The 21,717-nt window shown below is 40.5% G+C and carries 19 protein-coding genes, 1 tRNA gene and 1 pseudogene; 16 read left to right on the top strand and 5 right to left on the bottom strand.

The annotated features are described in order from the left end of the window. The first annotated feature begins 19 nt into the window (after positions 1-19). Entirely contained in the window at positions 20-559 is a 540-nt protein-coding gene (locus tag AC1MCB_RS13400; protein WP_479965215.1) for a hypothetical protein, read from the top strand. Between the two features lie 46 nt (positions 560-605). Then, positions 606-1,562 carry an acetyl-CoA carboxylase carboxyltransferase subunit alpha gene (locus AC1MCB_RS13395; RefSeq protein ID WP_479965214.1) on the top strand — a complete coding sequence of 319 codons (957 nt, stop codon included), beginning with the start codon at positions 606-608 and terminating at the stop codon, positions 1,560-1,562. A 207-nt stretch (positions 1,563-1,769) separates the two neighbouring features. Here AC1MCB_RS13395 and AC1MCB_RS13390 read toward each other — a convergent pair whose 3' ends face one another. Further along, positions 1,770-4,940 carry a protein O-mannosyl-transferase family gene (locus AC1MCB_RS13390; protein ID WP_479965213.1) on the bottom strand — a complete coding sequence of 1,057 codons (3,171 nt, stop codon included), beginning with the start codon at positions 4,938-4,940 and terminating at the stop codon, positions 1,770-1,772. Positions 4,941-5,150: 210 nt separating this feature from the next. On the opposite strand from AC1MCB_RS13390, the gene AC1MCB_RS13385 reads away from it, so the two are divergent. The 4 genes from AC1MCB_RS13385 to pth all read left to right on the top strand — a co-directional run bounded on the left by AC1MCB_RS13385 (position 5,151) and on the right by pth (position 7,641). Then, positions 5,151-5,221, top strand: a tRNA-Gln gene (locus tag AC1MCB_RS13385). A 71-nt stretch (positions 5,222-5,292) separates the two neighbouring features. Then, positions 5,293-6,237 (top strand): ribose-phosphate pyrophosphokinase, encoded by a 945-nt coding sequence (locus tag AC1MCB_RS13380; RefSeq protein ID WP_479965212.1) that lies wholly within the window; start codon positions 5,293-5,295, stop codon positions 6,235-6,237. 75 nt (positions 6,238-6,312) lie between these two features. Continuing rightward, complete coding sequence (locus AC1MCB_RS13375) at positions 6,313-6,891, top strand: 50S ribosomal protein L25/general stress protein Ctc (protein WP_479965211.1); 579 nt, start codon at positions 6,313-6,315, stop codon at positions 6,889-6,891. Between the two features lie 189 nt (positions 6,892-7,080). Beyond that, complete coding sequence (gene pth, locus AC1MCB_RS13370; RefSeq protein WP_479965210.1) at positions 7,081-7,641, top strand: aminoacyl-tRNA hydrolase; 561 nt, start codon at positions 7,081-7,083, stop codon at positions 7,639-7,641. A gap of 22 nt (positions 7,642-7,663) precedes the next feature. Here pth and AC1MCB_RS13365 read toward each other — a convergent pair whose 3' ends face one another. Continuing rightward, the gene (locus AC1MCB_RS13365) at positions 7,664-8,773 is read right to left on the bottom strand and encodes a sulfatase-like hydrolase/transferase (RefSeq protein ID WP_479965209.1); all 1,110 of its coding nucleotides are present in this window, start codon (positions 8,771-8,773) and stop codon (positions 7,664-7,666) included. A gap of 698 nt (positions 8,774-9,471) precedes the next feature. On the opposite strand from AC1MCB_RS13365, the pseudogene AC1MCB_RS13360 reads away from it, so the two are divergent. From AC1MCB_RS13360 to AC1MCB_RS13350, 3 genes and pseudogenes are all read left to right on the top strand, one after another. Then, positions 9,472-9,849: pseudogene (locus AC1MCB_RS13360) on the top strand (aminoacyl-tRNA hydrolase); the annotation flags it as partial. 129 nt (positions 9,850-9,978) lie between these two features. Continuing rightward, positions 9,979-12,432: a TonB-dependent receptor gene (locus AC1MCB_RS13355; RefSeq protein WP_479965208.1), complete on the top strand. Its 2,454-nt coding sequence runs from the start codon at positions 9,979-9,981 to the stop codon at positions 12,430-12,432. Between the two features lie 71 nt (positions 12,433-12,503). Further along, positions 12,504-12,860 carry an ArsC family reductase gene (locus AC1MCB_RS13350; protein WP_479965207.1) on the top strand — a complete coding sequence of 119 codons (357 nt, stop codon included), beginning with the start codon at positions 12,504-12,506 and terminating at the stop codon, positions 12,858-12,860. A 51-nt stretch (positions 12,861-12,911) separates the two neighbouring features. Here AC1MCB_RS13350 and AC1MCB_RS13345 read toward each other — a convergent pair whose 3' ends face one another. Together AC1MCB_RS13345 and AC1MCB_RS13340 are read right to left on the bottom strand one after the other, a co-directional pair. Beyond that, positions 12,912-13,190 (bottom strand): hypothetical protein, encoded by a 279-nt coding sequence (locus AC1MCB_RS13345; RefSeq protein WP_479965206.1) that lies wholly within the window; start codon positions 13,188-13,190, stop codon positions 12,912-12,914. 90 nt (positions 13,191-13,280) lie between these two features. Beyond that, positions 13,281-13,919 (bottom strand): hypothetical protein, encoded by a 639-nt coding sequence (locus AC1MCB_RS13340; RefSeq protein ID WP_479965205.1) that lies wholly within the window; start codon positions 13,917-13,919, stop codon positions 13,281-13,283. Positions 13,920-14,024: 105 nt separating this feature from the next. Between AC1MCB_RS13340 and AC1MCB_RS13335 the strand changes: the two genes are divergently transcribed. From AC1MCB_RS13335 to AC1MCB_RS13325, 3 genes are all read left to right on the top strand, one after another. Further along, positions 14,025-14,621, top strand: coding sequence for a TMEM175 family protein (locus AC1MCB_RS13335; protein WP_479965204.1), 597 nt, complete (start codon positions 14,025-14,027; stop codon positions 14,619-14,621). A 188-nt stretch (positions 14,622-14,809) separates the two neighbouring features. After that, on the top strand, positions 14,810-15,589 hold the full coding sequence (locus tag AC1MCB_RS13330) for an NIPSNAP family protein (protein WP_479965203.1): 780 nt from the start codon (positions 14,810-14,812) through the stop codon (positions 15,587-15,589). Between the two features lie 239 nt (positions 15,590-15,828). Beyond that, positions 15,829-16,350, top strand: coding sequence for a Uma2 family endonuclease (locus tag AC1MCB_RS13325; RefSeq protein ID WP_479965202.1), 522 nt, complete (start codon positions 15,829-15,831; stop codon positions 16,348-16,350). 49 nt (positions 16,351-16,399) lie between these two features. Here AC1MCB_RS13325 and AC1MCB_RS13320 read toward each other — a convergent pair whose 3' ends face one another. Further along, positions 16,400-17,638: an exo-beta-N-acetylmuramidase NamZ family protein gene (locus AC1MCB_RS13320; RefSeq protein ID WP_479965201.1), complete on the bottom strand. Its 1,239-nt coding sequence runs from the start codon at positions 17,636-17,638 to the stop codon at positions 16,400-16,402. 520 nt (positions 17,639-18,158) lie between these two features. Between AC1MCB_RS13320 and rpsL the strand changes: the two genes are divergently transcribed. From rpsL to rpsJ, 4 genes are all read left to right on the top strand, one after another. Then, positions 18,159-18,572, top strand: coding sequence for a 30S ribosomal protein S12 (gene rpsL / locus AC1MCB_RS13315; RefSeq protein ID WP_163402646.1), 414 nt, complete (start codon positions 18,159-18,161; stop codon positions 18,570-18,572). A 15-nt stretch (positions 18,573-18,587) separates the two neighbouring features. Further along, positions 18,588-19,055 (top strand): 30S ribosomal protein S7, encoded by a 468-nt coding sequence (gene rpsG / locus AC1MCB_RS13310; RefSeq protein WP_163402644.1) that lies wholly within the window; start codon positions 18,588-18,590, stop codon positions 19,053-19,055. A gap of 102 nt (positions 19,056-19,157) precedes the next feature. Next, on the top strand, positions 19,158-21,266 hold the full coding sequence (fusA, locus tag AC1MCB_RS13305; protein ID WP_479965200.1) for an elongation factor G: 2,109 nt from the start codon (positions 19,158-19,160) through the stop codon (positions 21,264-21,266). Between the two features lie 134 nt (positions 21,267-21,400). Continuing rightward, a complete protein-coding gene (gene rpsJ / locus AC1MCB_RS13300) occupies positions 21,401-21,706 on the top strand; it encodes a 30S ribosomal protein S10 (RefSeq protein WP_002993539.1) in 306 nt (101 codons plus the stop codon). Positions 21,707-21,717: the final 11 nt, after the last annotated feature.

The following is a 21,717-nucleotide window of genomic DNA, read 5'->3' as shown; positions in this document are numbered from 1 at the left end:
CTTTACTTTAAAATCTGCAATGAAATTTATTATCTTCTTTTCCATTCTAATATTTACTTTAAATAGTGTTAGTGCGCAAAGTAAAGCGGTTAAAAAACTTGCTGCTCTACCTGATACTTCGGAAGTTGCTCCCCTTTCACCCATCGCTTCGCTTAGTGCGAAAGAATATATAGCATACCAAAAGGGCGAGCCAATGGGTATGACTAATGTAGCTGAAGTGAATAATTATCCTTCGCCTGCACAGGTCCTTGGTCTTGAGAAAGGACTAAAGTTAACCACCATTCAAAAACAGCAGCTGGGCGCAGCGGTTGAGGCACTTGACTTTAAAGCGAAAGAGATGGGCCGGTTTATTTTACAGCATGAAAAGAAACTAAATGAACTGTTCTCCACCGGGAAAGCAAATGAAGGCTCGCTCATTTACTATTGTAATCAGATTGGGCTGTACCAGGGAGAATTGCGGAATGCGCACCTTCAAGCTCATCTGAAGGCAAGGCGCATACTTACTCCCGATCAGCTAAAAAAATATAGCCGTTTGATACGAGATTCAAACAAAGGCTAAATAGCAAATCTAAAAACGCTATTTTAGCAGGCTCATTGATAGTGTAATGAATACAACATTCGATTTCGAAAAGCCAATAGCTGATCTGCAGGCTCAGATTGATAAGATAAAACAGGTATCTGATAAAACAAAGGTGGATATGTCTGGCACGTTGAGCGAGCTGGAAATTCAACTGATTAATACCCGTCAGCAGATTTACTCTAACCTTACCGGCTGGCAGAATGTACAGATTTCCCGACATCCGGAAAGGCCTTATACGATGGCTTATATAGAGATGATGTGCGACGACTTCATTGAAATGCATGGCGACAGGACAGTTGGTGATGATAAAGCAATTGTAGGGGGGTTTGGAACTCTTAACGGTCAAACGGTAATGTTTATCGGGCATCAGAAAGGGATTAACACGAAAATGCGGCAGTATCGCAACTTTGGTATGGCTAACCCTGAAGGGTATCGTAAAGCTTTGCGCCTGATGAAACTTGCTGAAAAGTTCAATAAACCTGTAGTTAGCCTGATCGATACACCGGGAGCCTTCCCTGGTTTAGAAGCTGAGGAAAGAGGGCAAGGCGAGGCTATCGCCCGCAATCTTTTAGAGATGTCAGTTTTGAAAGTGCCTATCATATGCGTTATTATCGGCGAAGGTGCTTCAGGCGGGGCCCTGGGGATAGGAATAGGAGATAGAGTTTTAATGCTTGAGCATTCCTGGTATTCGGTTATTTCTCCTGAGAACTGTTCAGCTATCTTATGGCGCACCTGGGATCATAAGGAACGAGCGGCAGAAAGTTTGAAGCTGACCGCTGATAATATGTTAAAAAACAAACTTATTGACGGAATTATTAATGAGCCGCTGGGTGGTGCACACTATGACCCCGCAGCAATGGCCAGTACCCTTAAAGAACAGATCATTAAAGATCTTGAAGTGCTGAGAAAAAAAGATATTGATCAAGTTGTAAATGAGCGGATCGAAAAGTTTTGCTCGATGGGTGTTGTGGTTGAAGTATAACCAAATTCAGGCATTAGGAGTACCAGTAAGCAAGGTTAAAGCAGGCGGCTATATTGAAAAAGTAATATTGTCACAAAGTAAAAGAGCAAGGATTTTTACTCCTTGCTCTTTTTTTTACTCTCGTTTATCTGAGGGGCATTAAATATTAAAATAAAAGGCTCAGAGAGAAATGATCTTCTGAGCCTTCGAACATTAAATTACTAATTTTTAATTTCTTCCTCCAACAAACTTAGATTCCAACGCTTTATATTGGCTCTCTGTCTTCTTATTTAGGGCGGTTTGGCCGTTTTCTGCTGTAACCTTTACCAGTTCATTCAGAATTGACATACCTAGTTGAATATCTTGTGCGCCAAGGTTCTCTTTTGTTTTAGATATTCCGTGAAGGTAATTGAGTTCGTCCGTAATATAGTCGGCAGTATCCTCAATAAGCTTATTAGCTTTCTGGGTTTCTTTAAGCTTGTAAAGCAAGTCGGCCATGTAAAATTTACGGATAGTGAAGTTAAGGGAAAAGTTTCGATCAGGAATAACACTCAGACATCTGTCAAGAGCTTTTTTTGCTTCTTCGGTCCGCCCTTCATTATATAGGTTCTCTGCAAGAATGTTGAAATTGTTTACCACTACAGCAACCATTCTAACTGACTCCGGATCAAGATAACTAACGGTCTTCAAATTTCCCCATTGAAACTTATTCATCATGTGATCATACATGGCACTGGTATTCACCAGCTCAGGACGCTGTTGCTCAGCTGAATCTACTGCTGCTTTTTGTAAGGGCAATAACCTATAAGCAAAGCCTTCGTTGTATAAATAACTATCCAGACCAATGTAATTGTCGGCCGGTACGGTAATAGCAAAATACACCGGTCTCTTCCATTGGTTATGAGCAAGGATATCAAATATAGCCAGCTCCGTTTTGGTGACATAGTTCTTATTATACTGCCATTCAACAGCCGGTGCGATCTGACCTTTCTTACTTGCCGGAACAGTGTTAGTTTTCAAAACCTGCTCAGCATCAACGGTGATCTTCAAATTCTTGGTAGGAAGGATGTTTTCATTCACGTTTTCCTGGTACTGAGAAGGTGGCTGATCGTTGGGATTGTCAGAAACCAAAAAGTCAAAAACGTCTTTCAGCTCTGCGGCGCCTTGTATCTGTAAATAATTTGGATTATAATAAATCACATCACGTAATCCCTGTACAAACTTCGAGTTATCCATAGAAATAGGCAATGCAGGGGCATCATTCACTTTCTCTTTCATCTGCCGGATATACCAGTCGGTACCCAGTAAGCTTAGATTCACCACACGCACATCCGGGCGGATATTTTCAACTTCTTGAGCATACCATAACGGATAAGTATCGTTATCGCCGTAGGTGAAGAGAATGGCATTGGGTGCACATGATTGCAAATAATTTGCTGCAAAATCTCGCGCTGTATACTTTTGCGACCTGTCATGATCGTCCCAGCCATCCTTAGCTAGAATGATTGGTCCGGCAAGTAGTCCAATCACGGTAGCAATGATTGCCCCGGTTTTAGGGTCTAGCTTTTTCCGAATGAAAGATGCCAAACCTGCTACTCCTAGGCCGATCCAAATGGCAAAGGCATAGAAAGAGCCAGTGTATGCATAATCACGTTCCCGCGGTTGCAGTGGATTCTGGTTAAGGTAAAGGACAATTGCTAAGCCGGTAAAAAAGAAAAGCAAAGCTACAATACCTCCGTCCTTCTGATTCTTTCTAAAGTGCCATACAGCACCAATAATACCCAGAATAAAAGGAAGAAAGTAAAAACGGTTATAGGCTTTATTTTGAAGCTCGCTTTTCGGGAGGTCGTTCTGGCCTCCTACCAGCATGTTGTCAATAAACTTAATTCCGCTTAGCCAGTTGCCGTGAATGAAATCACCGTGGCCCTGCTCATCATTCTGCCGGCCAATGAAGTTCCAGGCAAAGTATCTGGAATACATGAAACTTGTCTGATAACTAATCAGAAAGCCGATGTTCTGAATAAAAGTTGGCGATTCCGTTTCTGACATGCCCATCCAATCGCGGTAATAATTGACATGCTGCGGATCATCACTGTACATGCGTGGTAAGATGGTATTCCGGTCATATATGCGTTCAAACTTACGGCCAGCTTTTTCATACTTTTCATTGCCTTTACGGTAAATTATATCTCCCTCTTTGCTATCTATGGGTTTCGAATCAAAATACTGGCCGTATAGTAAGGGCCTGTCTCCGTATTGCTCGCGGTTAACATAACTCAAGAGCGCAAAGGCGTTGTCAGGATCGCTGTTGTTTAATGTAGGGTCTGCTTTAGCCCGAATCACGATCATCGCATAAGAGCCATATCCGAGTATAATGAATACAATACTGACTAAAGCGAGGTTCAGCACACGACGCTTTTGACGTATGTGAACAAGATATTCTAACAGAGCAAGTAAGATAGCGGCTACGATAAGTCCTTTGAAACCGCCACCTATAGCCATCAAGGCTACAAATGAGATAGCAGATATCATCAAGCTGGTTTTGCTGGCTTTGATGGTATACAGAATTCCAAACGTTAAAGCCAGAATCAGCAGGACGACAAAAAATGCAACACCGGTCCCGAATCCCAAGCCAAGGGTGTTAACGAAGAACAAATCGGAGTATGCCGCAAATTTGATTAGGTACTGTACTACGCCGTATTGAATAAATGCAAGTATGACGATTCCGATGAAAAGGGCAAGGATCGCTCCGCGGGAAGTGCGGTTTTGTGAACGGCGGAAATAATAAACCAGGGCTATAGCGGGTATTGCTAGTAAATTCAATAAGTGAACGCCAATTGAAAGTCCCATTACATAGGCAATAAATACCAGCCATTTATCGGCATGCGGCTCGTCTGCATGTTCTTCCCACTTCAATATAGCCCAAAAAACAATTGCTGTACATAGCGACGACATAGCATATACCTCAGCTTCGACCGCTGAAAACCAAAAGGAGTCAGTAAAAGTATAAGCCAGAGCGCCTACCAGACCTGAGCCCATTATTGTCACAAGTTTGCTGGTGTTTGCAATTTCTCCCGGTTTTAGAATTATCTTTTTTGCCAGTGCGGTAATGGTCCAGAACAGGAATAAAATTGTGGCGGCACTTGCCAGTGCTGAACTCATATTAACCCAAAATGCAACTCGGGTTACATCACTTCCGGCTAGTAACGAGAACATTTTACCGATCATTAAGAACAGGGGAGCTCCTGGCTGATGTACTACTTGTAGTTTATAGGCTGCTGAAATAAATTCGCCAGTGTCCCAAAAACTTACGGTTGGCTCCAATGTTAAGGTATAGACAGTGGCGGCAATGAGGAAAGATGCCCAGCCTAGAATATTGTTAATCTTCTGATAATTCATGTTTTACTGTTGTGATAGGGAAAAATTGCTGCCGAAAATAACGATTAGAAATGAAAATGCCAGAACTACCACAACCATTTAACACTATTTAACCCCCCGCGCCATGCTCTAGAAAGAAAAATCAAAATATTTAAAATCATTTGGAGGTAATCATATATCGTTCTATATTTGCACACCATTTCAAAAAGGAAGTTCTTTTGCGAACTGAATTGCCCGATAGTATAATGGTAGTACGACTGTTTTTGGTGCAGTTTGTCTAGGTTCGAATCCTGGTCGGGCAACTTTTTAAAAATAAGAATATCGGATTGCAGCAGTGCAATCCGAATTTTTTTATACGGTTACACCGCAAGCCATGCCCTTATCATTCAATCCTGTTAAATTATTCTCCGGTACTGGAACCACCGTCCTCGCAACAAATATCGCTCAAGCTTATGGTAAAGAATTAGGTGATCTGACAATCGCGCGATTCAGCGATGGAGAGTTTCAACCTCATTTTAATGAGACTGTCAGAGGATGTGATATCTTTCTTATCCAGTCCACCAATCAGCCTAATGATAATTTGGTAGAACTGTTATTGATGACAGATGCGGCTAAGCGTGCTTCTGCGCATTACATAACGGTAGTCGTACCATACTTTGGATTAGCTCGTCAGGATAGAAAGGATAAGCCAAGGGTAGCAATAGGCGCTAAACTAATGGCTAACTTGATTACAGCGGCCGGAGCTCACCGGATCATGACCATGGATTTACATGCTGCACAGATCCAGGGATTCTTTGATATTCCGGTTGACCACCTTGACGCTTCGGTAATTTTTGTACCGCATATTAAAGCATTGAACTTACCAAACCTGACTATTGCTTCCCCGGATATGGGCGGATCATACCGGGCACGTACTTTTGCTAAATTTTTTAACGCTGAAGTTGTTATTTGTGATAAACGTCGTAAACGTGCAAACGAAATTGAGTCGATGTCAATAATCGGTGACGTTACCGGTCAGGACATTGTTTTGATAGACGATATTTGTGATACCGCCGGAACACTAGCCAAAGCTGCAGGGTTAATTATGGAGAACGGTGCCAACAGCGTAAGAGCGGTTTGTACACATCCGGTTTTATCAGGCAAGGCCATAGAAACCATTGAAAACTCTGCTTTAGCAGAATTGATCGTAACAGATACTATTCCGTTAAAGACGTCGAGTCCGAAAATAAAAGTATTATCAACAGCCGATTTGTTTGCAAGGGCAATAGCTAATGTGAACGAACACGGATCGATAAGTGACCTGTTTAAGGTAGACTAATTAAAATTGAAAAAGGGAAGGTGCTAACTAAACACCTAACCAACTAAACCAGCTTACAAACTAAAATAAATAATAATGAAATCAATTGCTATTAGCGGTTCTCCAAGAGAGAACGTAGGGAAAAGAGACGCTAAAGAGCTGCGTTATCAGGGCTTAGTGCCAGCAGTTCTTTATGGTGGAAAAAACCAAATCCACTTTTCAGTGTCTGCAAGTGATTTGAAAGGTTTGGTTTATACACCAGACGTTCAATTCGTTGACCTTGATGTTGCAGGTGTTAAAGCCAAAGCCATCATTCAGGATGTAGACTTTCATCCTTTAACTGACTTACCTTTGCATGTTGACTTTTTGGAGTTGGATGACAACAAACCTGTGGTAATGGAAGTTCCAGTAAAATTAACAGGCACGTCACCGGGTGTTAAAACAGGGGGTAAATTAATTCAGAAGCTACGTAAATTGCGCGTTAAATCTCTTCCTAAAGACATGCCGCAGAACGTTGAAGTAAGTATTGAGAAACTCGAGGTTGGTAAATCTGTAGCGGTGGATGAATTGAAGTTCGACAACTTTAAAATTATGAACAATGGCGATGACACTATCGTTTCTGTAACCATGTCTCGCGCTTTAAAACAAGCTGAGCAGGAATCAAAAGGAAAATAATTTTAATTGGGAATACACCGATTATAAGAAGATTACACTGATTAAGGGCAGTACAGGGTTATTTCTGTACTGCTTTTTTGTTGGAGGTCATACTGATTTTTCTCTTTGCATTCCACAGATAAAAAGATTCGCTGATTTTTATTCTTCGCGATTTTATCTTTCATCTTTGCTCTCTAATCCTTTATTCTTATGAAGTATCTTATCGTTGGTCTGGGGAACATAGGTCCTGAATATGCGGATACCCGGCATAATATAGGTTTTATGGTGGCTAATGAGCTGGCAAAGCGGGAAAAAGCGTCATTCTCAAACCTTCGCCTGGCTTATTATACGGAGCTTTCTCACAAGGGACGCAAGGTATATGTGATCAAACCTACCACCTACATGAATTTAAGTGGCCGGGCAGTTAATTATTGGATGCAAGAATTGAGGATACCCATTGAAAATGTACTGGTTATTGTAGATGACCTGGCTCTGCCGTTCGGCACGATCAGGCTTAAGCCAAAAGGTAGTGCAGCAGGTCACAATGGTTTGAAAAGTATTGAAGCGGTTGTTGGAGGAGTCAACTACCCCCGTTTACGCTTTGGCATTAGCGACAACTATCCTAAAGGCCGTCAAGTTGACTATGTGTTAAGTGGCTTTGATGATGATGAGCAATTAGAGTTACCTGCCTTAATCGACCGTTCAATCGAGATGATCTACAGCTTTGTCAGTGCAGGAGCAGAGTTAACCATGACCCGCTTTAATAAATAAATTTTAGCTCTTTAAACTCAATCTAACGATGGTTTGTTTTTCTTTTCATGGAATCCGGCAAAGTTACCCAGTTATGTGTATTTCTTTCGCCAAACCCGATATTATTCTCCTTTAGCAATCCGGTTATGAATTTTCTGGGCTCGGTTATTTCGTCGAACAAGGTTTTTCCAAAGTTCTTTTCAATGTCCGACTGACTATATCCAAAAATATCCAATATGGTAGGCATTATATTAAAGTGACTCGCTCTATCGGCATTTAGAAGTACAGCCTGTTCAAACTTTGTTTTATAATTTTTATGATCTGTGATGATAAATAATGGAACGAGTCCTTCATAGGGTGAAGTGTTGCTCGTCGAGCAGTGACTCTGCTTAGTTCCATTATCCATCAAGTTCTGACCGTGGTCGGATGTGTAAAAGAGGATACTATTATCGTAAACGTTTTTTTCAAGCAAAATTTTGAAAAAAGGATCAGTTACATATGCTATCCCATTTTTATACGAGTTAATAAGGTCATTTCTCGATCCGGTTTCGTTTCCAAGGCTATTGCTTTTAAATATTTTTTTGTTTTCGGGAACTTTTTCAGAGTATGGAAAATGAAGTCCCTTTTTAACAGCGTAAATAAATAGGGGTTTTGCATGTTTAGCGGATGCTAACTTTTTTATAGTACGAGCAATGTCCAGATCACGCTCAAAGTCATTTTTCCCCTCAGAGTAAATAAACTCATCAATGTACAATAGTTCATTTTGAGTCATGCGGTCATTCAAACTTCCTTTATTTGCTTGTCCTTCAATCATGACAGTTTTATAACCAGCGTTGCGGGCGAATTCCCACATGTACGGATGGGTGTTAAATGATTCCTCAAGCTTGTCTCCATTAACTGTGTAGCGAATTATTTGATTACTCTCCGCACTGCAATTGGCTCCCGAACTGGCAAATCCAAAGTTGTATATTCTCTTTTTCTGACTCTGCAGGTAATTGGTGAGGTTTAAGTTCTCGTTATTAATATCATAAAAGTCTGCACGGACACTTTCGTCCATAATCAAAACGATATCTACAGGGACAGAGTCAGGCTGAGCCTTGTAGCTCGACCTTTGTCGAACATTATCATTTTGGGCTAGATTTTCAACAGCCATTAAGGAACTTAAGGCTGTGATTCTATATTGCATTGGCGTTCCGGCCGTGCCATATCCACCCCTTAGCAGTGTTATTATAAACAACAAAACAATCGGTACAAAAGGTATGATGTTTAAGAAATACGTCAAAAATCGATGTTTGTTGACAAGTATTTCCGAAGGCTTAATAAAAAAAGTGAATGCCAGTGAGGCATATAAGAGTGCCTTGAGTATTTCATACGGATATTGTATTAAAGCATCTCTTGTATAATTGACATTTTGAAACAGGATGTACAAGTTGTCATAGCCCAGAGTTCCGTTACTTATAAAAAAAAATGAACTCCCAAGAATAGTTGTGCAAAAAATAAGTATTGAGAAGAAAAGCCTGATATAATATTGAGATGAGAAAGAAGTTACTAAAAGAGCTATTATACTGCTTATCCAAATCACAAGAAAGGCGAGTCCGCCCGTAAGACCCTGAGAAGAAAATAAATGTGTCAGGCGAGGAAATATTTTCTGATCCTCTACAAAAAACAGCAGAAAGAGGATGCTAAGGAGCTTAATAAATATAACTAAGGACTGTCGACCTTTCATTTAATTTTCATTTATAAGTTAAGAGGGTATTAATATAATGTTAAGTTAATAATTTCCGGATGAGCCGAAGCATTTATCTTCCAGTATCGGACCGTTGATTGCATTAGCCATTTGGATTCGGTCCGTTAAAGATCAGTGACTCTTTATTGTTTTCTCTGCCATTTGGCACGATCAGGCTTAAGCCAAAAGGTAGCGCAGCAGGTCACAATGGTTTGAAAAGTATTGAAGGGGTTGTTGGAGGAGTCAACTACCCCCGTTTACGCTTTGGAATTAGCGACAACTATCCTAAAGGCAGTCAAGTTGACTATGTGTTAAGTGGCTTTGATGATGATGAGCAATTAGAGTTACCTGCCTTAATCGACCGTTCAATCGAGATGATCTACAGCTTTGTCAGTGTAGGAGCAGAGTTAACCATGACCCGCTTTAATAAGCAGCAGCGACTCCCTGAGCCGCGGGTATTCTTATGCTTAAAACCGTCGGTTTTTCCCCGGCCTTGTGGATAAAGTCTTAGCCAGATACTTCGATTGGTTGCAGAATATTGGTTTGTAATATTTTTATTAAGTTAACAATTTTTAACATTTAGATATTTCCTTTTCATTATTATTGTAACTAAATATTTAGTTACCTAACCTATGAAAATTAAATTTTTACTTTTTATCCTTTTTAGTGTTTTACTCAGCGGTTACTTGAATGCACAAGTTAAGCTTCCCGGCTTTTCTGTTAAGGGAATAGTTATTGATTCGGTCAATACTAAGCCACAGGATTATGTAACTGTAAGTCTTAAAAGCGGTGATAAGCCTGTTAAAAGTGCTCTTACTAATGATAAAGGCGCTTTCTTATTTGAAAATATTCCTGCCGGAAACTATACCGTCGTGCTTTTATCCGTTGGATTCACTTCCCGAACTATTGCAGTTGATCTGACCGACAGTCTGAGGCTTGCCGTTGATCTCGGCGAGTTGAAACTTAGTACGTCTAACGTTTCATTAAAGGAAGTGTCGATTGTCGCTGATCGCCCACTTATCAAGCAAGAAGTTGACCGGATTGCCTATGATGTACAGGCTGATCCAGAGAGCAAAGTAAATACTGTTCTGGAGATGCTGCGCAAGGTGCCATTAATCTCTCTGGATGCGGATGATAATATTAAACTTAAAGGAAGCGGAAATTATAAAGTGCTGATTAATGGCCGTCCGTCCGCTATGGTCGCCCGTGATCCTAAAGAGGTTTTCAGAAGTATGCCTGCAGCTGATATACAAAAGATTGAAGTGATCACAACGCCGCCGTCCAAATATGACAGTGAGGGTTTGGCAGGCATTATCAATATTGTCACGAACAAGAAAGTGGACGCCGGCTATAACGGAAGCCTGGGTCTGCGCCGGGGTTTTCCGGCAGGAGGACCAGGGGTCAACGCGTCAGTAACTGTAAAGGAGGGTAAGTTTGGCTTTTCCGCTTATGGCTCTGCTTCTAACAACAGCAATCCGGGCACAAGTAACATGGCAAATCGGCTTACCTCGGGTGCTTTGCCTTCTGATTTGACTAATCTTATCCAGGCCGGTAATAATGTCTATAAAAGTAATTGGGCTTATGTTAGCTCTGAGTTAAGCTATGAAATCGATTCCTTAAACCTGATCACCGGGGAGGTAGGTTATAACGGTGGTCGCAATAAAAATTCCTCGTCGCAAATTACTACGATTTATGATTTTGAAAAGGAAGTGCTAAATCGCTATCGTCTGGAAAATGTAGGCGAGGGTGGGCATGGTGGTTTAGATTTAGGAATAAATTATCAATTGGGTTTTAAGCGTAAAAAGGAGCAGCTTTTAACTTTTTCCTACAAATATACCAGCTGGGGGAATGACAACGACAACCAACTGGATATCAGTGAACGGATCAATTACAATGATCCAAACTACCGCCAGAGGAACGATGGCGAATCCATCGAGCAAACCATCCAGATGGACTATGTGCATCCTGTTAAAAAGTTAAATATTGAGGGTGGGATAAAGGGAATTCTGAGGAATAACAGAAGTGACTTTGGTTACTCTGAGTTTGATGCAGCGAGCAACTCCTACATTGATATCCCGTCAAGGACTAATAAATTTGAAAATCACCAGGATATATTCGGAATCTATAATGCGTACCAATATAACCTGAAGGATTGGGGATTCAAAGGCGGGGTAAGGGTTGAAAAAACAATGATCAATGCTGACTTTCAATCAACTTCATCGACCCTGGATAAGGATTATTTTAATGTGATACCGTCGGTGTCAATAAACCGGAAGTTTAAGGACATGAGTAGTCTGAACCTGGGCTATACCCAACGAATTGAGCGTCCGGGCATCTGGCAGCTAAACCCTTATGTTAACCGCATGCCTAACTTTCAAAACTCAGGAAATCCTGACCTGCGCCCGGTACTGAGTAATAGCTTTGAACTGTCTTACAGCAAATTCAAGAAGGGTTCCATTAACCTGGGGATGAATTATTCGTTTGCAAATAATACCATTCAATACGTAACTACTTTTGATCAAACCAGCAACATTACCTCTAGTACATTTTTTAATATAGGTAAAGACCGTAAGCTGGGGTCTAACTTCAATCTCAATTATCCGGTGACTTCTAAGTTCAACATAAACATGAGCGGTAACCTGTATTATGTATGGATTGAAGGCCAGTTAGGACAAGAGTTGTTGAAGAACGAAGGGATGCAAGGTTATATGTACGCGTATGCCGGATATAAATTTGAAAAAGGTTGGCGCACGGGACTTAATTTCTCATTTAACAGTCCGTGGATTACGCTTCAGGGAAAATCTAATGCGTATAACTATTTGTCGGCCTCTGTTAACAAGGATATAATTAAAGACAAGCTAAGTTTTTCAGGCTCTGTAAGCAATCCATTCCAGAAATACCGGTCATGGAGAAATAGCTCTGAAGGAGTAAACTTTTCTCAAACTAATGATTACCAAAATTATTACCGACGAATGAATGTAAGTATGAATTACCGTTTTGGCAAATTGAAGTCAGAGATCAAAAAGAATACCCGCGGAATAAAGAATGATGATGTGAAAAGCGGTGGCTCAGGCGGAACTCAATAGATTAGTTGAGTCTTACTTCAGATTATAGAAAGCTCCGGTTAAATCATCCGGAGCTTTTCTATTTTTGTTCTATGAAGATATACGGTATCCCGAACTGTAACACGGTAAAGAAAGCACTCGACTGGTTGAAAGCCAATAAAGTAAACTTTGAATTTCATGATTTTAAGAAACTCGGAATCAGCGAAAGTAAACTTGAGGAATGGTCAAAGAAAGTCGGCTGGGAGGCGCTGATCAATAAGCGGGGTACTACCTGGAAGAAATTAGATGCTGAAACTCAGAATGCAGTTGTATCCGATAAAACAGCGTTTGTTCTATTGCAGGAGAAGCCAAGCATAATCAAACGTCCGGTGCTTGAAACTTCAAATGGCTTACTGTTGGGTTTTGACGAAAGTAAGTATTCAGAGTTATTAACACCCGGGATTATCTGAAAGATACACGAAGTCCTGAAAGGGTTCTCTGACCTCGTGTTTCTTTGTCAATTACCAAATGTTAATAATCCTGCGAATCTTTCTTTGAACTTTTCTCGCTTTCTTTTTATCCTTTCTATCTGTTTTAACCAGTTTATATACTTTGCCGGCCTGACGCACTTTCTTTTTAAGCTTCCGTTTTTTCTTACGATCTATACCTGAGTTCGAATTGCGGCTTGTGGCTGTTAAAGTGGAGGAGGAGGCAAGCATGCGCGTTAGTGAGGCTTTCGCCGGAAAAACTATTGACGAAAGAATAACAACAAAGACTAGAGTGAAAATGCTTTTGTTCATAACAATAAATTTATCGGTGAAACGATCTTTTCAGTTAGATGCACCTTCCTTGTGCAATCCATAAATTAGATCAGATAATATCTGTAAAGTTTATTGTTTTGAGGAAGTTTTTACCTTGTCAGAATGTACCAGGTATTTAGTGAGTTTGTCCCACTGAATTTCTTGGAATCCCGCCCACCCGCCTTCAGCGATTAAGGTATTTAAAACCTGCCGGCTCCCTGATTGATCACCCTGGTTATTTATGTATTCATTTCTCCCAATCTCAAACGCCTCAATTACGTTATCTCTTCTTACCACCCGGAAAATACTGCTGGCTTCCTTAGCAAAAAAGTGTTTTACTTCTGCATTGGGATCTGTTTTCTCCTCTGGTTTTTCGCTTGGATGAACAATAAATTCTGCCGAATCGTCTTCGTTGCTCACCTTATAAATTTGTACCCAGTTTTCTATTTTAGCTCCAGGTAAATTTATCTTGATAAAGAAGCCCGCCCTCGGAACACCTGCAGTAGGCCTGCCAGCCTGATCATATAAAGTAAACTTTGAGTTAATGCCTTTCATATCTGACCAGCCGTTCACATCAAAAAGCTTATGTCTAGAAACCTCAAAAGCCTTTCTAGCCTCGCCCGCATCCGTATAAACCTGTTTATTTGAGTACTGTTTATTTTTTGCCTTGTCGCCGCTAAGCACTCTTAATTCTTGTCCTATCTTCTTAAAAAAGCCCGATAATCCCATAATTCTACAATTAAGATGAATTTCTTTGTCTGAGAGACAACTTGAAATTTTTTATAAGGTTTGATATATCAGCTCATTAATTTCATTAATGTTATATATTTAAAAATGATAGGTAAAGGACGATTAGAAGCTTTTAGCGATGGAGTTATTGCTATTATTATCACAATTATGGTGCTGGAGATGAAGGTCCCGCATGGAATAGAACTGGCCGCTTTAAAACCACTTATCCCGGTTTTCATTAGTTATTGCCTGAGTTTTGTTTATATCGGGATCTATTGGAATAACCACCATCACATGCTGCAAGCAGTACATTCTATCAACGGCATCACACTTTGGGCCAATCTTCACCTACTGTTCTGGTTATCATTAATTCCTTTTGTTACCGGCTGGATGGGAGAAAACCATTTTGCAAAATGGCCTGTTTTTTTATACGGAGTCGTATTATTAATGTGTGCGTTGGCCTATTCTATTCTTTCTAACATATTGATCAAACATCATGGCAAAACCTCCGAACTGGCTACAGCTGTGGGAAAAGGTAATAAGGGGAAAATATCAGTTGCCATATACGTAACTGCCCTGGTTGTCGCTTTGTTAAATTCATGGATTAGTTTTGGGCTCTACATCCTGGTTGCTTTCATCTGGTTTTTACCAGACAGGCGCATTGAAACTAAGTTGTTGCATGATTATAAACAAACAGAATAAACCCCTTCTGACTAATCGTTCAATGCGGAGGCATTTTCTTTGAGGATAAATCTACTGCTTTGCCTTTCAAAGTCTCTTAAATAATTAGGTGGACTTCAGGTAGTTACTGAAACTCTTCAGCTTAAAAAACTTTACCGACTGTAAAATTTGCTTTTATTTAGTTTACTTTATATCAAATACAATAGTTTATGAAATTCAGACTTTTATCGATCCTGCTTATGTTACTCGGAGTTACCCCGGAAGTTTTTAGCCAATCCAAAAACAGTTCTGTCTATGAGATAAAAATTTACCATTTTGAAAACGCAGCTCAGGAAAGTCAGCTTGACCAATACCTTAAGGATGCGTTGTTACCCGCTTTAAAGCATATCGGTATTAAAACAGTGGGTGTATTTAAGCCAATCGGGAACGATACCCTGGCAGATAAACGCATTTACGTGCTAACACCTTTTAAATCGGTCAAGCAGTTTATTGAGTTGCCGGAAAAACTGGAAAAAGATCAGAAGTTTAAGGCGCTAGGAAAGAGTTACCTGGATGCTAAACACGATCAGCCACCTTACAAACGGATAGAATCTATCCTTCTCAAGGCCTTTTCTGATATGCCAACCCTTAAAGTGCCATCATTGAATAATGTACCCGGGAAAAGAATTTACGAGTTACGAAGCTATGAAAGTTCGACTGAGGAGATCTTTAAAAATAAAGTGCACATGTTCAACGAAGGCGGTGAGATCAAATTATTTGATCGCCTGGGATTCAATGCTGTTTTCTACGGGAGCGTGATTTCAGGAGGCCACATGCCCAACTTAATGTACATGACAACGTTTGAAGATATGGCATCCAGAGATCAGCACTGGAAAACTTTTGGTAACGATGCGGAATGGAAGACGCTTTCTGCAATGAAAAAATACCAGAACAATGTTTCAAAAATTGATGTGCTTTTCTTGCGTCCTACCGATTACTCAGGCATATAATTTTATAGACATACCAATATAGCTCCGGGGGCAATCTTTGATTCAATAAATTAAATAGATTCTTTGCACTCAGCAGTGGTACGCCAGGATCTAAACGATTAATGTTATATTTATATTGATCAACGCCCCTGAAATGGCGATAGCGAGACCATATAGTGCAGATAGCGGAGACGAAAAGGCTCTGATTCGAAGACATTGACTTATCATTAAAATCCAGTTATGCTCACTATCTTAACTAGTTGTTTGATGATCGCGTAGAACTGATCAAAGGGCAGGTTTATAAAATGAGCCTGGCACCGTCTCGTATTCATCAGGAGGTTTCAGGCAATATTTTGAAAATATTATTCAGCTACTTAGAAAACAAATCTTGTAAAGTTTATGCAGCTCCCTTCGATGTTCGCTTCCCGAAAGATAGCAAGGATGATAAAGATATTTATACGGTTTTGCAGCCCGATATCTGTGTCATCTGCGATTTAGCTAAGCTGGATGACAGGGGTTGTATCGGTGCTCCAGACATTGTGGTTGAGATTATTTCTCCGGGCAATAATAAAATGGAGCTTCTTAACAAATACAACGTTTATCAGGAATTTGGTGTTAGAGAGTATTGGATCGCAAGCCTGGCGGATAAAACATTCCTCCTTTACACGCTTAACGAAGATGGCCGATACCAGGCTTCAAAGTTATACTCCCTAACTGAAACTGTTCGATCGGGTCTTTTTCCGGGACTGGAGCTGAACCTGGGAGAGATTTTTAAAGATTAAGCCCAATCAATACTAATGGTTCTTGTTAGTTATGTATTTCTGTCCGCGCCTATTTGTCCGGATACAGTAGATATTTGGCCCGCATGGTTTTGAATGCCTTTAAACCCGGTTCCCAGCTTTTTCGAATTTCGGCTTCAGCTACACCTGCTGTAATTTGCTCCCTCAATTTTGCTGTTCCTGAACGAAGATCAAATGTTGCTATTCCTGTTTTGGGGTTAACCGGAAAGAATTTATCCTTTTCAGGGTAAGCTTTGTAAAGTTCTATCAGCCAGCCCAGGTTCACCTGCCCTGATTTTCTCAGGATATTCGTGTCGTATTCACGCAGATCAATTCCATAAGATTGCTGACCTTTGTGCTGCGGGAATTCACTCATTCCCGGAATAGACACGGGCTTATACGAAAATTTATACTGGCCTTTCAATCCGGGCGCTCCAAGAATAGTAAATGGCGATTGTGTTCCTCTGCCTTCGTTGATAATCGTTCCTTCGAACCAGCCGAGGCTCGGGTACAGCAAAATAGATTGCTGGGTGTTCAGGTTGGGAGATGGATGGACGGGAAGATCATACTCCATCGAGTGGTTGTAATTGGCTACCTCGATGATATTCAGTTTGCACTTTCCTTTCTCAATATAACCTTCGCCATTAAGCATCCTGGCAAACTCTCCTATAGTCATTGCGTGCGTCATCGGAATATTATGAATGCCTATCGCAGAGCGGTATTTATCTTCAAGTACAGGCCCATCGATCAGGTAGCCGTTTGGATTAGGCCTGTCAAAGATCATCAGTTCCTTGTTGCTCTCCACACAGGCTTCCATTGCATATTCCAGGGTATTGATGTTAGTATAGAAGCGGCATCCCACATCCTGGATATCAAAGATGACCAGATCGACATCCGCCAGTTGCTGCTTGGTAGGTTTTTCGTTTTTGCCGTAAAGAGAGATGATGGGAATCCCGGTTTTTGGATCTACCTCGTTGCCCACTTTCGCTCCGTTACTGGCGTTGCCTCTAAAACCATGTTCCGGACCGAAGACTTTTACAATATTGACTCCAAGGCTCAGTAAACTGTCCACACTCAATTTATTGCCAATAATCGAAGTTTGGTTGGCAACCATGGCCACGCGCTTTCCTTTCAGGTAGTCAAGGTATTTTTCAGTTTGATCCGCGCCAGTGATAATGCTTTTTTTATTGCGGACAACCTTGTCTGAATCTTTAAAAAGATCGGCCGCCAGTAAATTGGTTTGAGCTAAAACAAGAAATCCAATAATGAGCAATGCAGTTGAGTTTTTCATTCAAATTTTGTTTTGATACCTCTGTTTCTTTCCGGGTTTTGTAAACAGTAAAAGCGAATCTAGGAATTAATAAATCCGCATTAAAATTCCTTTCTGCATACACCATATTTTGCTTCCAATCGAGCGAGGGACTGACGAAGGCTTAGTAAGGGTTTCCTAGTATTTTCCTAGTAGTTTGCTAGTAGTTTGCTAGTAAATTTTTACTAGCAAACTACTATTAGTCATTAAGTGAACTTTAGCCTAAAGTGAATTTTTATTTTGGCAGGTACATCCCGGGAATTATTATCTTGGAATTCGAAGATTCAATTGTGTGGTCGATTAAAGAAGGTTTTTTTGCCCGACAATGTTTTTGAGTAGAACAAAATCGATCTGTCGATTTAAATGAAATGTCTTTCGTGCCTGGCCTCCCCACCTTTCTCTCAACTTTTTTCTCTTCAACCCCTTGATTATCAAAATAAACTTCCTACTTTTGCAAACCTTAAATTAAGGGACAAAAATATCAAATCACTAAAAGGAAAAAATGCCTACTATCCAACAATTAGTTAGAAAAGGTAGAGTAGCTCTGGAGGATAAGAGTAAATCCCCAGCGTTGGACAGCTGTCCACAGCGAAGAGGAGTGTGCACCCGTGTGTATACCACTACCCCTAAAAAACCAAACTCAGCAATGCGTAAAGTTGCACGTGTGCGCTTAACCAACGGAAAAGAAGTGAATGCTTATATTCCTGGAGAAGGTCACAACTTGCAGGAACACTCGATCGTGTTGATCCGCGGCGGACGTGTAAAAGATTTACCAGGTGTGCGTTATCACATCATCCGTGGTGCATTGGATACTTCAGGTGTTGCCGGTCGTAACCAACGTCGTTCTAAATACGGAACTAAAAAACCAAAACCAGGTCAGGTAGCAGCAGCTCCAACAAAGGGTAAAAAGAAATAAACGGAGGAAAGCAACATGAGAAAGTCAAAACCAAAAAAGAGAATCTTACTGCCAGATCCAAAGTTTAACGACATAATGGTGACCCGGTTTGTAAATAATATGATGTATGATGGTAAAAAATCCATCGCGTACTCAATCTTCTATGACGCTGTTGAGCTTGTAGAGAAAAAAACTAGTGAAAACGGATTAGAGGCCTGGAAAAAAGCTTTGAATAATGTAATGCCAGCGGTTGAGGTTAAATCTCGTCGTGTGGGTGGTGCAAACTTCCAGGTTCCAACTGAAGTTCGTCCGGAGCGTAAAATTGCTTTAGGAATGAAATGGTTAATTAGCTATTCACGTCGTCGTGGTGAAAAAACCATGATGGAGAAATTGGCCGGTGAAATTATTTCTGCTTCTAAAGGTGAAGGTGCCGCAGTTAAGAAGAAAGAAGATACCCACAAAATGGCTGAAGCAAACAAAGCCTTCTCACACTTTAGATTCTAATAAAGAGGATTACACCGATATAGGCGATTACACTGATTTTTAAATCGGTGTAATCTTTTAAAATCTATGGAATCATTCTAAAATAGAGAAATCATAAACATAATGTCAAGAGATTTAAAATACACAAGAAATATAGGGATCGCAGCTCACATTGATGCGGGTAAAACCACAACTACCGAGCGTATTCTTTTCTACTCTGGTGTGAGCCACAAACTTGGGGAAGTACATGAAGGTGCTGCTACGATGGACTGGATGGCACAGGAGCAGGAACGGGGTATCACGATTACCTCGGCAGCTACTACGGTTGACTGGAACTACAGGAATAAGAAATATCACATCAACATAATTGATACTCCAGGGCACGTGGATTTTACCGTAGAGGTGAATCGTTCATTACGTGTATTGGATGGATTAGTTTTCTTGTTTTCTGCGGTTGATGGTGTTGAGCCTCAGTCTGAGACCAACTGGCGATTAGCTAATAACTACAACGTTGCCCGTATAGGTTTCGTTAACAAGATGGACCGTTCTGGTGCCGACTTCTTAAAAGTTGTTAAGCAAGTTAAGGACATGCTAGGTTCTAATGCAGTTCCATTGCAATTGCCTATCGGGTCTGAAGAAACTTTCAAAGGAGTAGTTGATTTGATTAACTTCCGTGGTATTGTTTGGAATGAGCATGATAAAGGGATGACCTTTACCGAAGTTCCAATTCCTGAGGATATGATTGAAGAAGCAACTGAGTGGAGAGAGAAACTTCTTGAATCTGTTGCTGAATATGATGAGTCTTTGATGGAAAAATTCTTTGATGCTCCGGAAACAATCACTGAACGCGAAGTTTTAGATGCTTTACGCCAGGCTGTTTTAGATGCGAAGATCGTTCCAATGGTATGCGGATCATCTTTCAAGAATAAAGGTGTTCAAACCATGCTTGATTATGTGATGGAGTTATTGCCTTCACCTATGGATGTTGAGGGTATTGTAGGAACTCATCCTGATACAGGTGCTGAGATAATACGTCAGCCATCGGAAAAAGAGCCGTTTGCAGCTTTAGCTTTTAAAATTGCAACAGATCCTTTTGTTGGTCGTTTGTGTTTCATCCGTGTTTACTCAGGTAATCTGGATGCTGGTTCATATATATACAATATGAGATCAGGAAACAAAGAGCGTATTTCTCGTATCTTCCAAATGCATGCTAACAAGCAAAACCCTATTCCGAATGTTGGAGCAGGCGATATTGCTGCGGTGGTTGGATTTAAGGATATTAAAACAGGAGATACTCTTTGTGATGAGAAGCATCCGATCGTTTTAGAATCAATGAATTTCCCTGAGCCGGTTATCGGTTTAGCTATTGAGCCAAAAACTCAGGCTGACGTTGATAAGTTAGGTATGGCTTTAGGAAAGTTATCTGAAGAAGATCCTACTTTCCACGTTAAAACGGATGAAGAAACTGGTCAGACTGTTATTTCAGGAATGGGCGAGCTTCACCTTGATATTTTAATGGATCGTTTGAAGCGTGAATTTAAAGTTGAAGTAAATCAGGGTGCACCACAAGTATCTTATAAAGAAGCAATCACCGGCACTACTCAGCACCGTGAAACGTACAAGAAGCAAACTGGTGGTCGCGGTAAATTTGCTGATATCCAGATCATCATTTCTCCAAATGATGAAGGTAAAGCAGGTCTGCAATTTGTGAACGAAATTTCAGGTGGTTCTATTCCACGTGAATTTATTCCATCTATTGAAAAAGGTTTTGCTGCCGCCATGGTGAATGGTGTGTTAGCAGGCTATCCTTTACAGGATATGAAAGTTCGTTTGATTGATGGTTCATTCCACGCAGTCGATTCAGATGCTTTATCTTTCGAGATTTGTGCCCGTTCGGCTTTCCGCGAAGCTTTACCGAAATGTAAGCCGGTGTTGATGGAGCCAATCATGAAAATCGAGATATTAACTCCTGAAGAAAACATGGGTGATGTTATCGGTGACATGAACCGTCGTCGTGGCCAGCTTTTAGGTATGGATTCACGTGCAGGTGCCCAGGTAATTAAAGCTACTGTTCCACTTTCAGAAATGTTTGGATATGTAACTCAGTTACGTACAATCACTTCAGGACGTGCAACTTCTACCATGGAATTTGATCACTATGCTGAAGCACCTAGAAACGTTCAGGAAGAAGTTATTGCCAAAGTAAAAGGTAAAAAAGCGCAAAACGCTTAGTAAGATTACACGGATTTTTAGAGGATTGCACCGATTCTATCAGTGTAATCTTTTAAAAATCTTTAGATCATTCAATATAGATAAATCCACTTTCAATAAATAATAGCTCTTATTGAAAGGTAAAAACAAAGAAGATGAGCCAACGTATCAGAATTAAATTAAAATCTTACGATTACAATTTGGTAGATAAATCTGCTGAGAAAATCGTAAAAACCGTTAAGCCTACGGGTGCGGTAGTTAGTGGACCAATTCCATTGCCAACTGAAAAGAAGATCTACACTGTTTTACGTTCACCGCACGTGAACAAAAAAGCACGTGAGCAATTTCAGTTATGTGCTTACAAGCGTTTATTAGATATTTATAGTTCTAATTCTAAGACTGTTGATGCCCTAATGAAACTTGAATTGCCAAGTGGGGTAGAAGTAGAGATCAAAGTTTAGTTTGTTCGATA

The organism is Daejeonella sp. AP26, from assembly GCF_056680515.1.
Note: the sequence above shows the minus strand (reverse complement) of the source record. Positions and strands in the feature narration are given on the sequence as shown.

Excerpts from the sequence above, each read along its gene's own strand:
- rpsL (WP_163402646.1), top strand. The coding sequence starts at position 18,159 with ATGCCTACTATCCAACAATTAGTTAGAAAAGGTAGAGTAGCTCTGGAG.
- AC1MCB_RS13365 (WP_479965209.1), bottom strand. The coding sequence starts at position 8,773 with ATGGCTGTTGAAAATCTAGCCCAAAATGATAATGTTCGACAAAGGTCG.
- AC1MCB_RS13395 (WP_479965214.1), top strand. The coding sequence starts at position 606 with ATGAATACAACATTCGATTTCGAAAAGCCAATAGCTGATCTGCAGGCT.
- AC1MCB_RS13400 (WP_479965215.1), top strand. The coding sequence starts at position 20 with ATGAAATTTATTATCTTCTTTTCCATTCTAATATTTACTTTAAATAGT.
- AC1MCB_RS13330 (WP_479965203.1), top strand. The coding sequence starts at position 14,810 with ATGAAATTCAGACTTTTATCGATCCTGCTTATGTTACTCGGAGTTACC.
- rpsJ (WP_002993539.1), top strand. The coding sequence starts at position 21,401 with ATGAGCCAACGTATCAGAATTAAATTAAAATCTTACGATTACAATTTG.
- AC1MCB_RS13355 (WP_479965208.1), top strand. The coding sequence starts at position 9,979 with ATGAAAATTAAATTTTTACTTTTTATCCTTTTTAGTGTTTTACTCAGC.
- AC1MCB_RS13375 (WP_479965211.1), top strand. The coding sequence starts at position 6,313 with ATGAAATCAATTGCTATTAGCGGTTCTCCAAGAGAGAACGTAGGGAAA.
- AC1MCB_RS13350 (WP_479965207.1), top strand. The coding sequence starts at position 12,504 with ATGAAGATATACGGTATCCCGAACTGTAACACGGTAAAGAAAGCACTC.
- AC1MCB_RS13340 (WP_479965205.1), bottom strand. The coding sequence starts at position 13,919 with ATGGGATTATCGGGCTTTTTTAAGAAGATAGGACAAGAATTAAGAGTG.
- pth (WP_479965210.1), top strand. The coding sequence starts at position 7,081 with ATGAAGTATCTTATCGTTGGTCTGGGGAACATAGGTCCTGAATATGCG.
- AC1MCB_RS13335 (WP_479965204.1), top strand. The coding sequence starts at position 14,025 with ATGATAGGTAAAGGACGATTAGAAGCTTTTAGCGATGGAGTTATTGCT.
- AC1MCB_RS13390 (WP_479965213.1), bottom strand. The coding sequence starts at position 4,940 with ATGAATTATCAGAAGATTAACAATATTCTAGGCTGGGCATCTTTCCTC.
- rpsG (WP_163402644.1), top strand. The coding sequence starts at position 18,588 with ATGAGAAAGTCAAAACCAAAAAAGAGAATCTTACTGCCAGATCCAAAG.
- AC1MCB_RS13320 (WP_479965201.1), bottom strand. The coding sequence starts at position 17,638 with ATGAAAAACTCAACTGCATTGCTCATTATTGGATTTCTTGTTTTAGCT.
- AC1MCB_RS13380 (WP_479965212.1), top strand. The coding sequence starts at position 5,293 with ATGCCCTTATCATTCAATCCTGTTAAATTATTCTCCGGTACTGGAACC.
- AC1MCB_RS13345 (WP_479965206.1), bottom strand. The coding sequence starts at position 13,190 with ATGAACAAAAGCATTTTCACTCTAGTCTTTGTTGTTATTCTTTCGTCA.
- fusA (WP_479965200.1), top strand. The coding sequence starts at position 19,158 with ATGTCAAGAGATTTAAAATACACAAGAAATATAGGGATCGCAGCTCAC.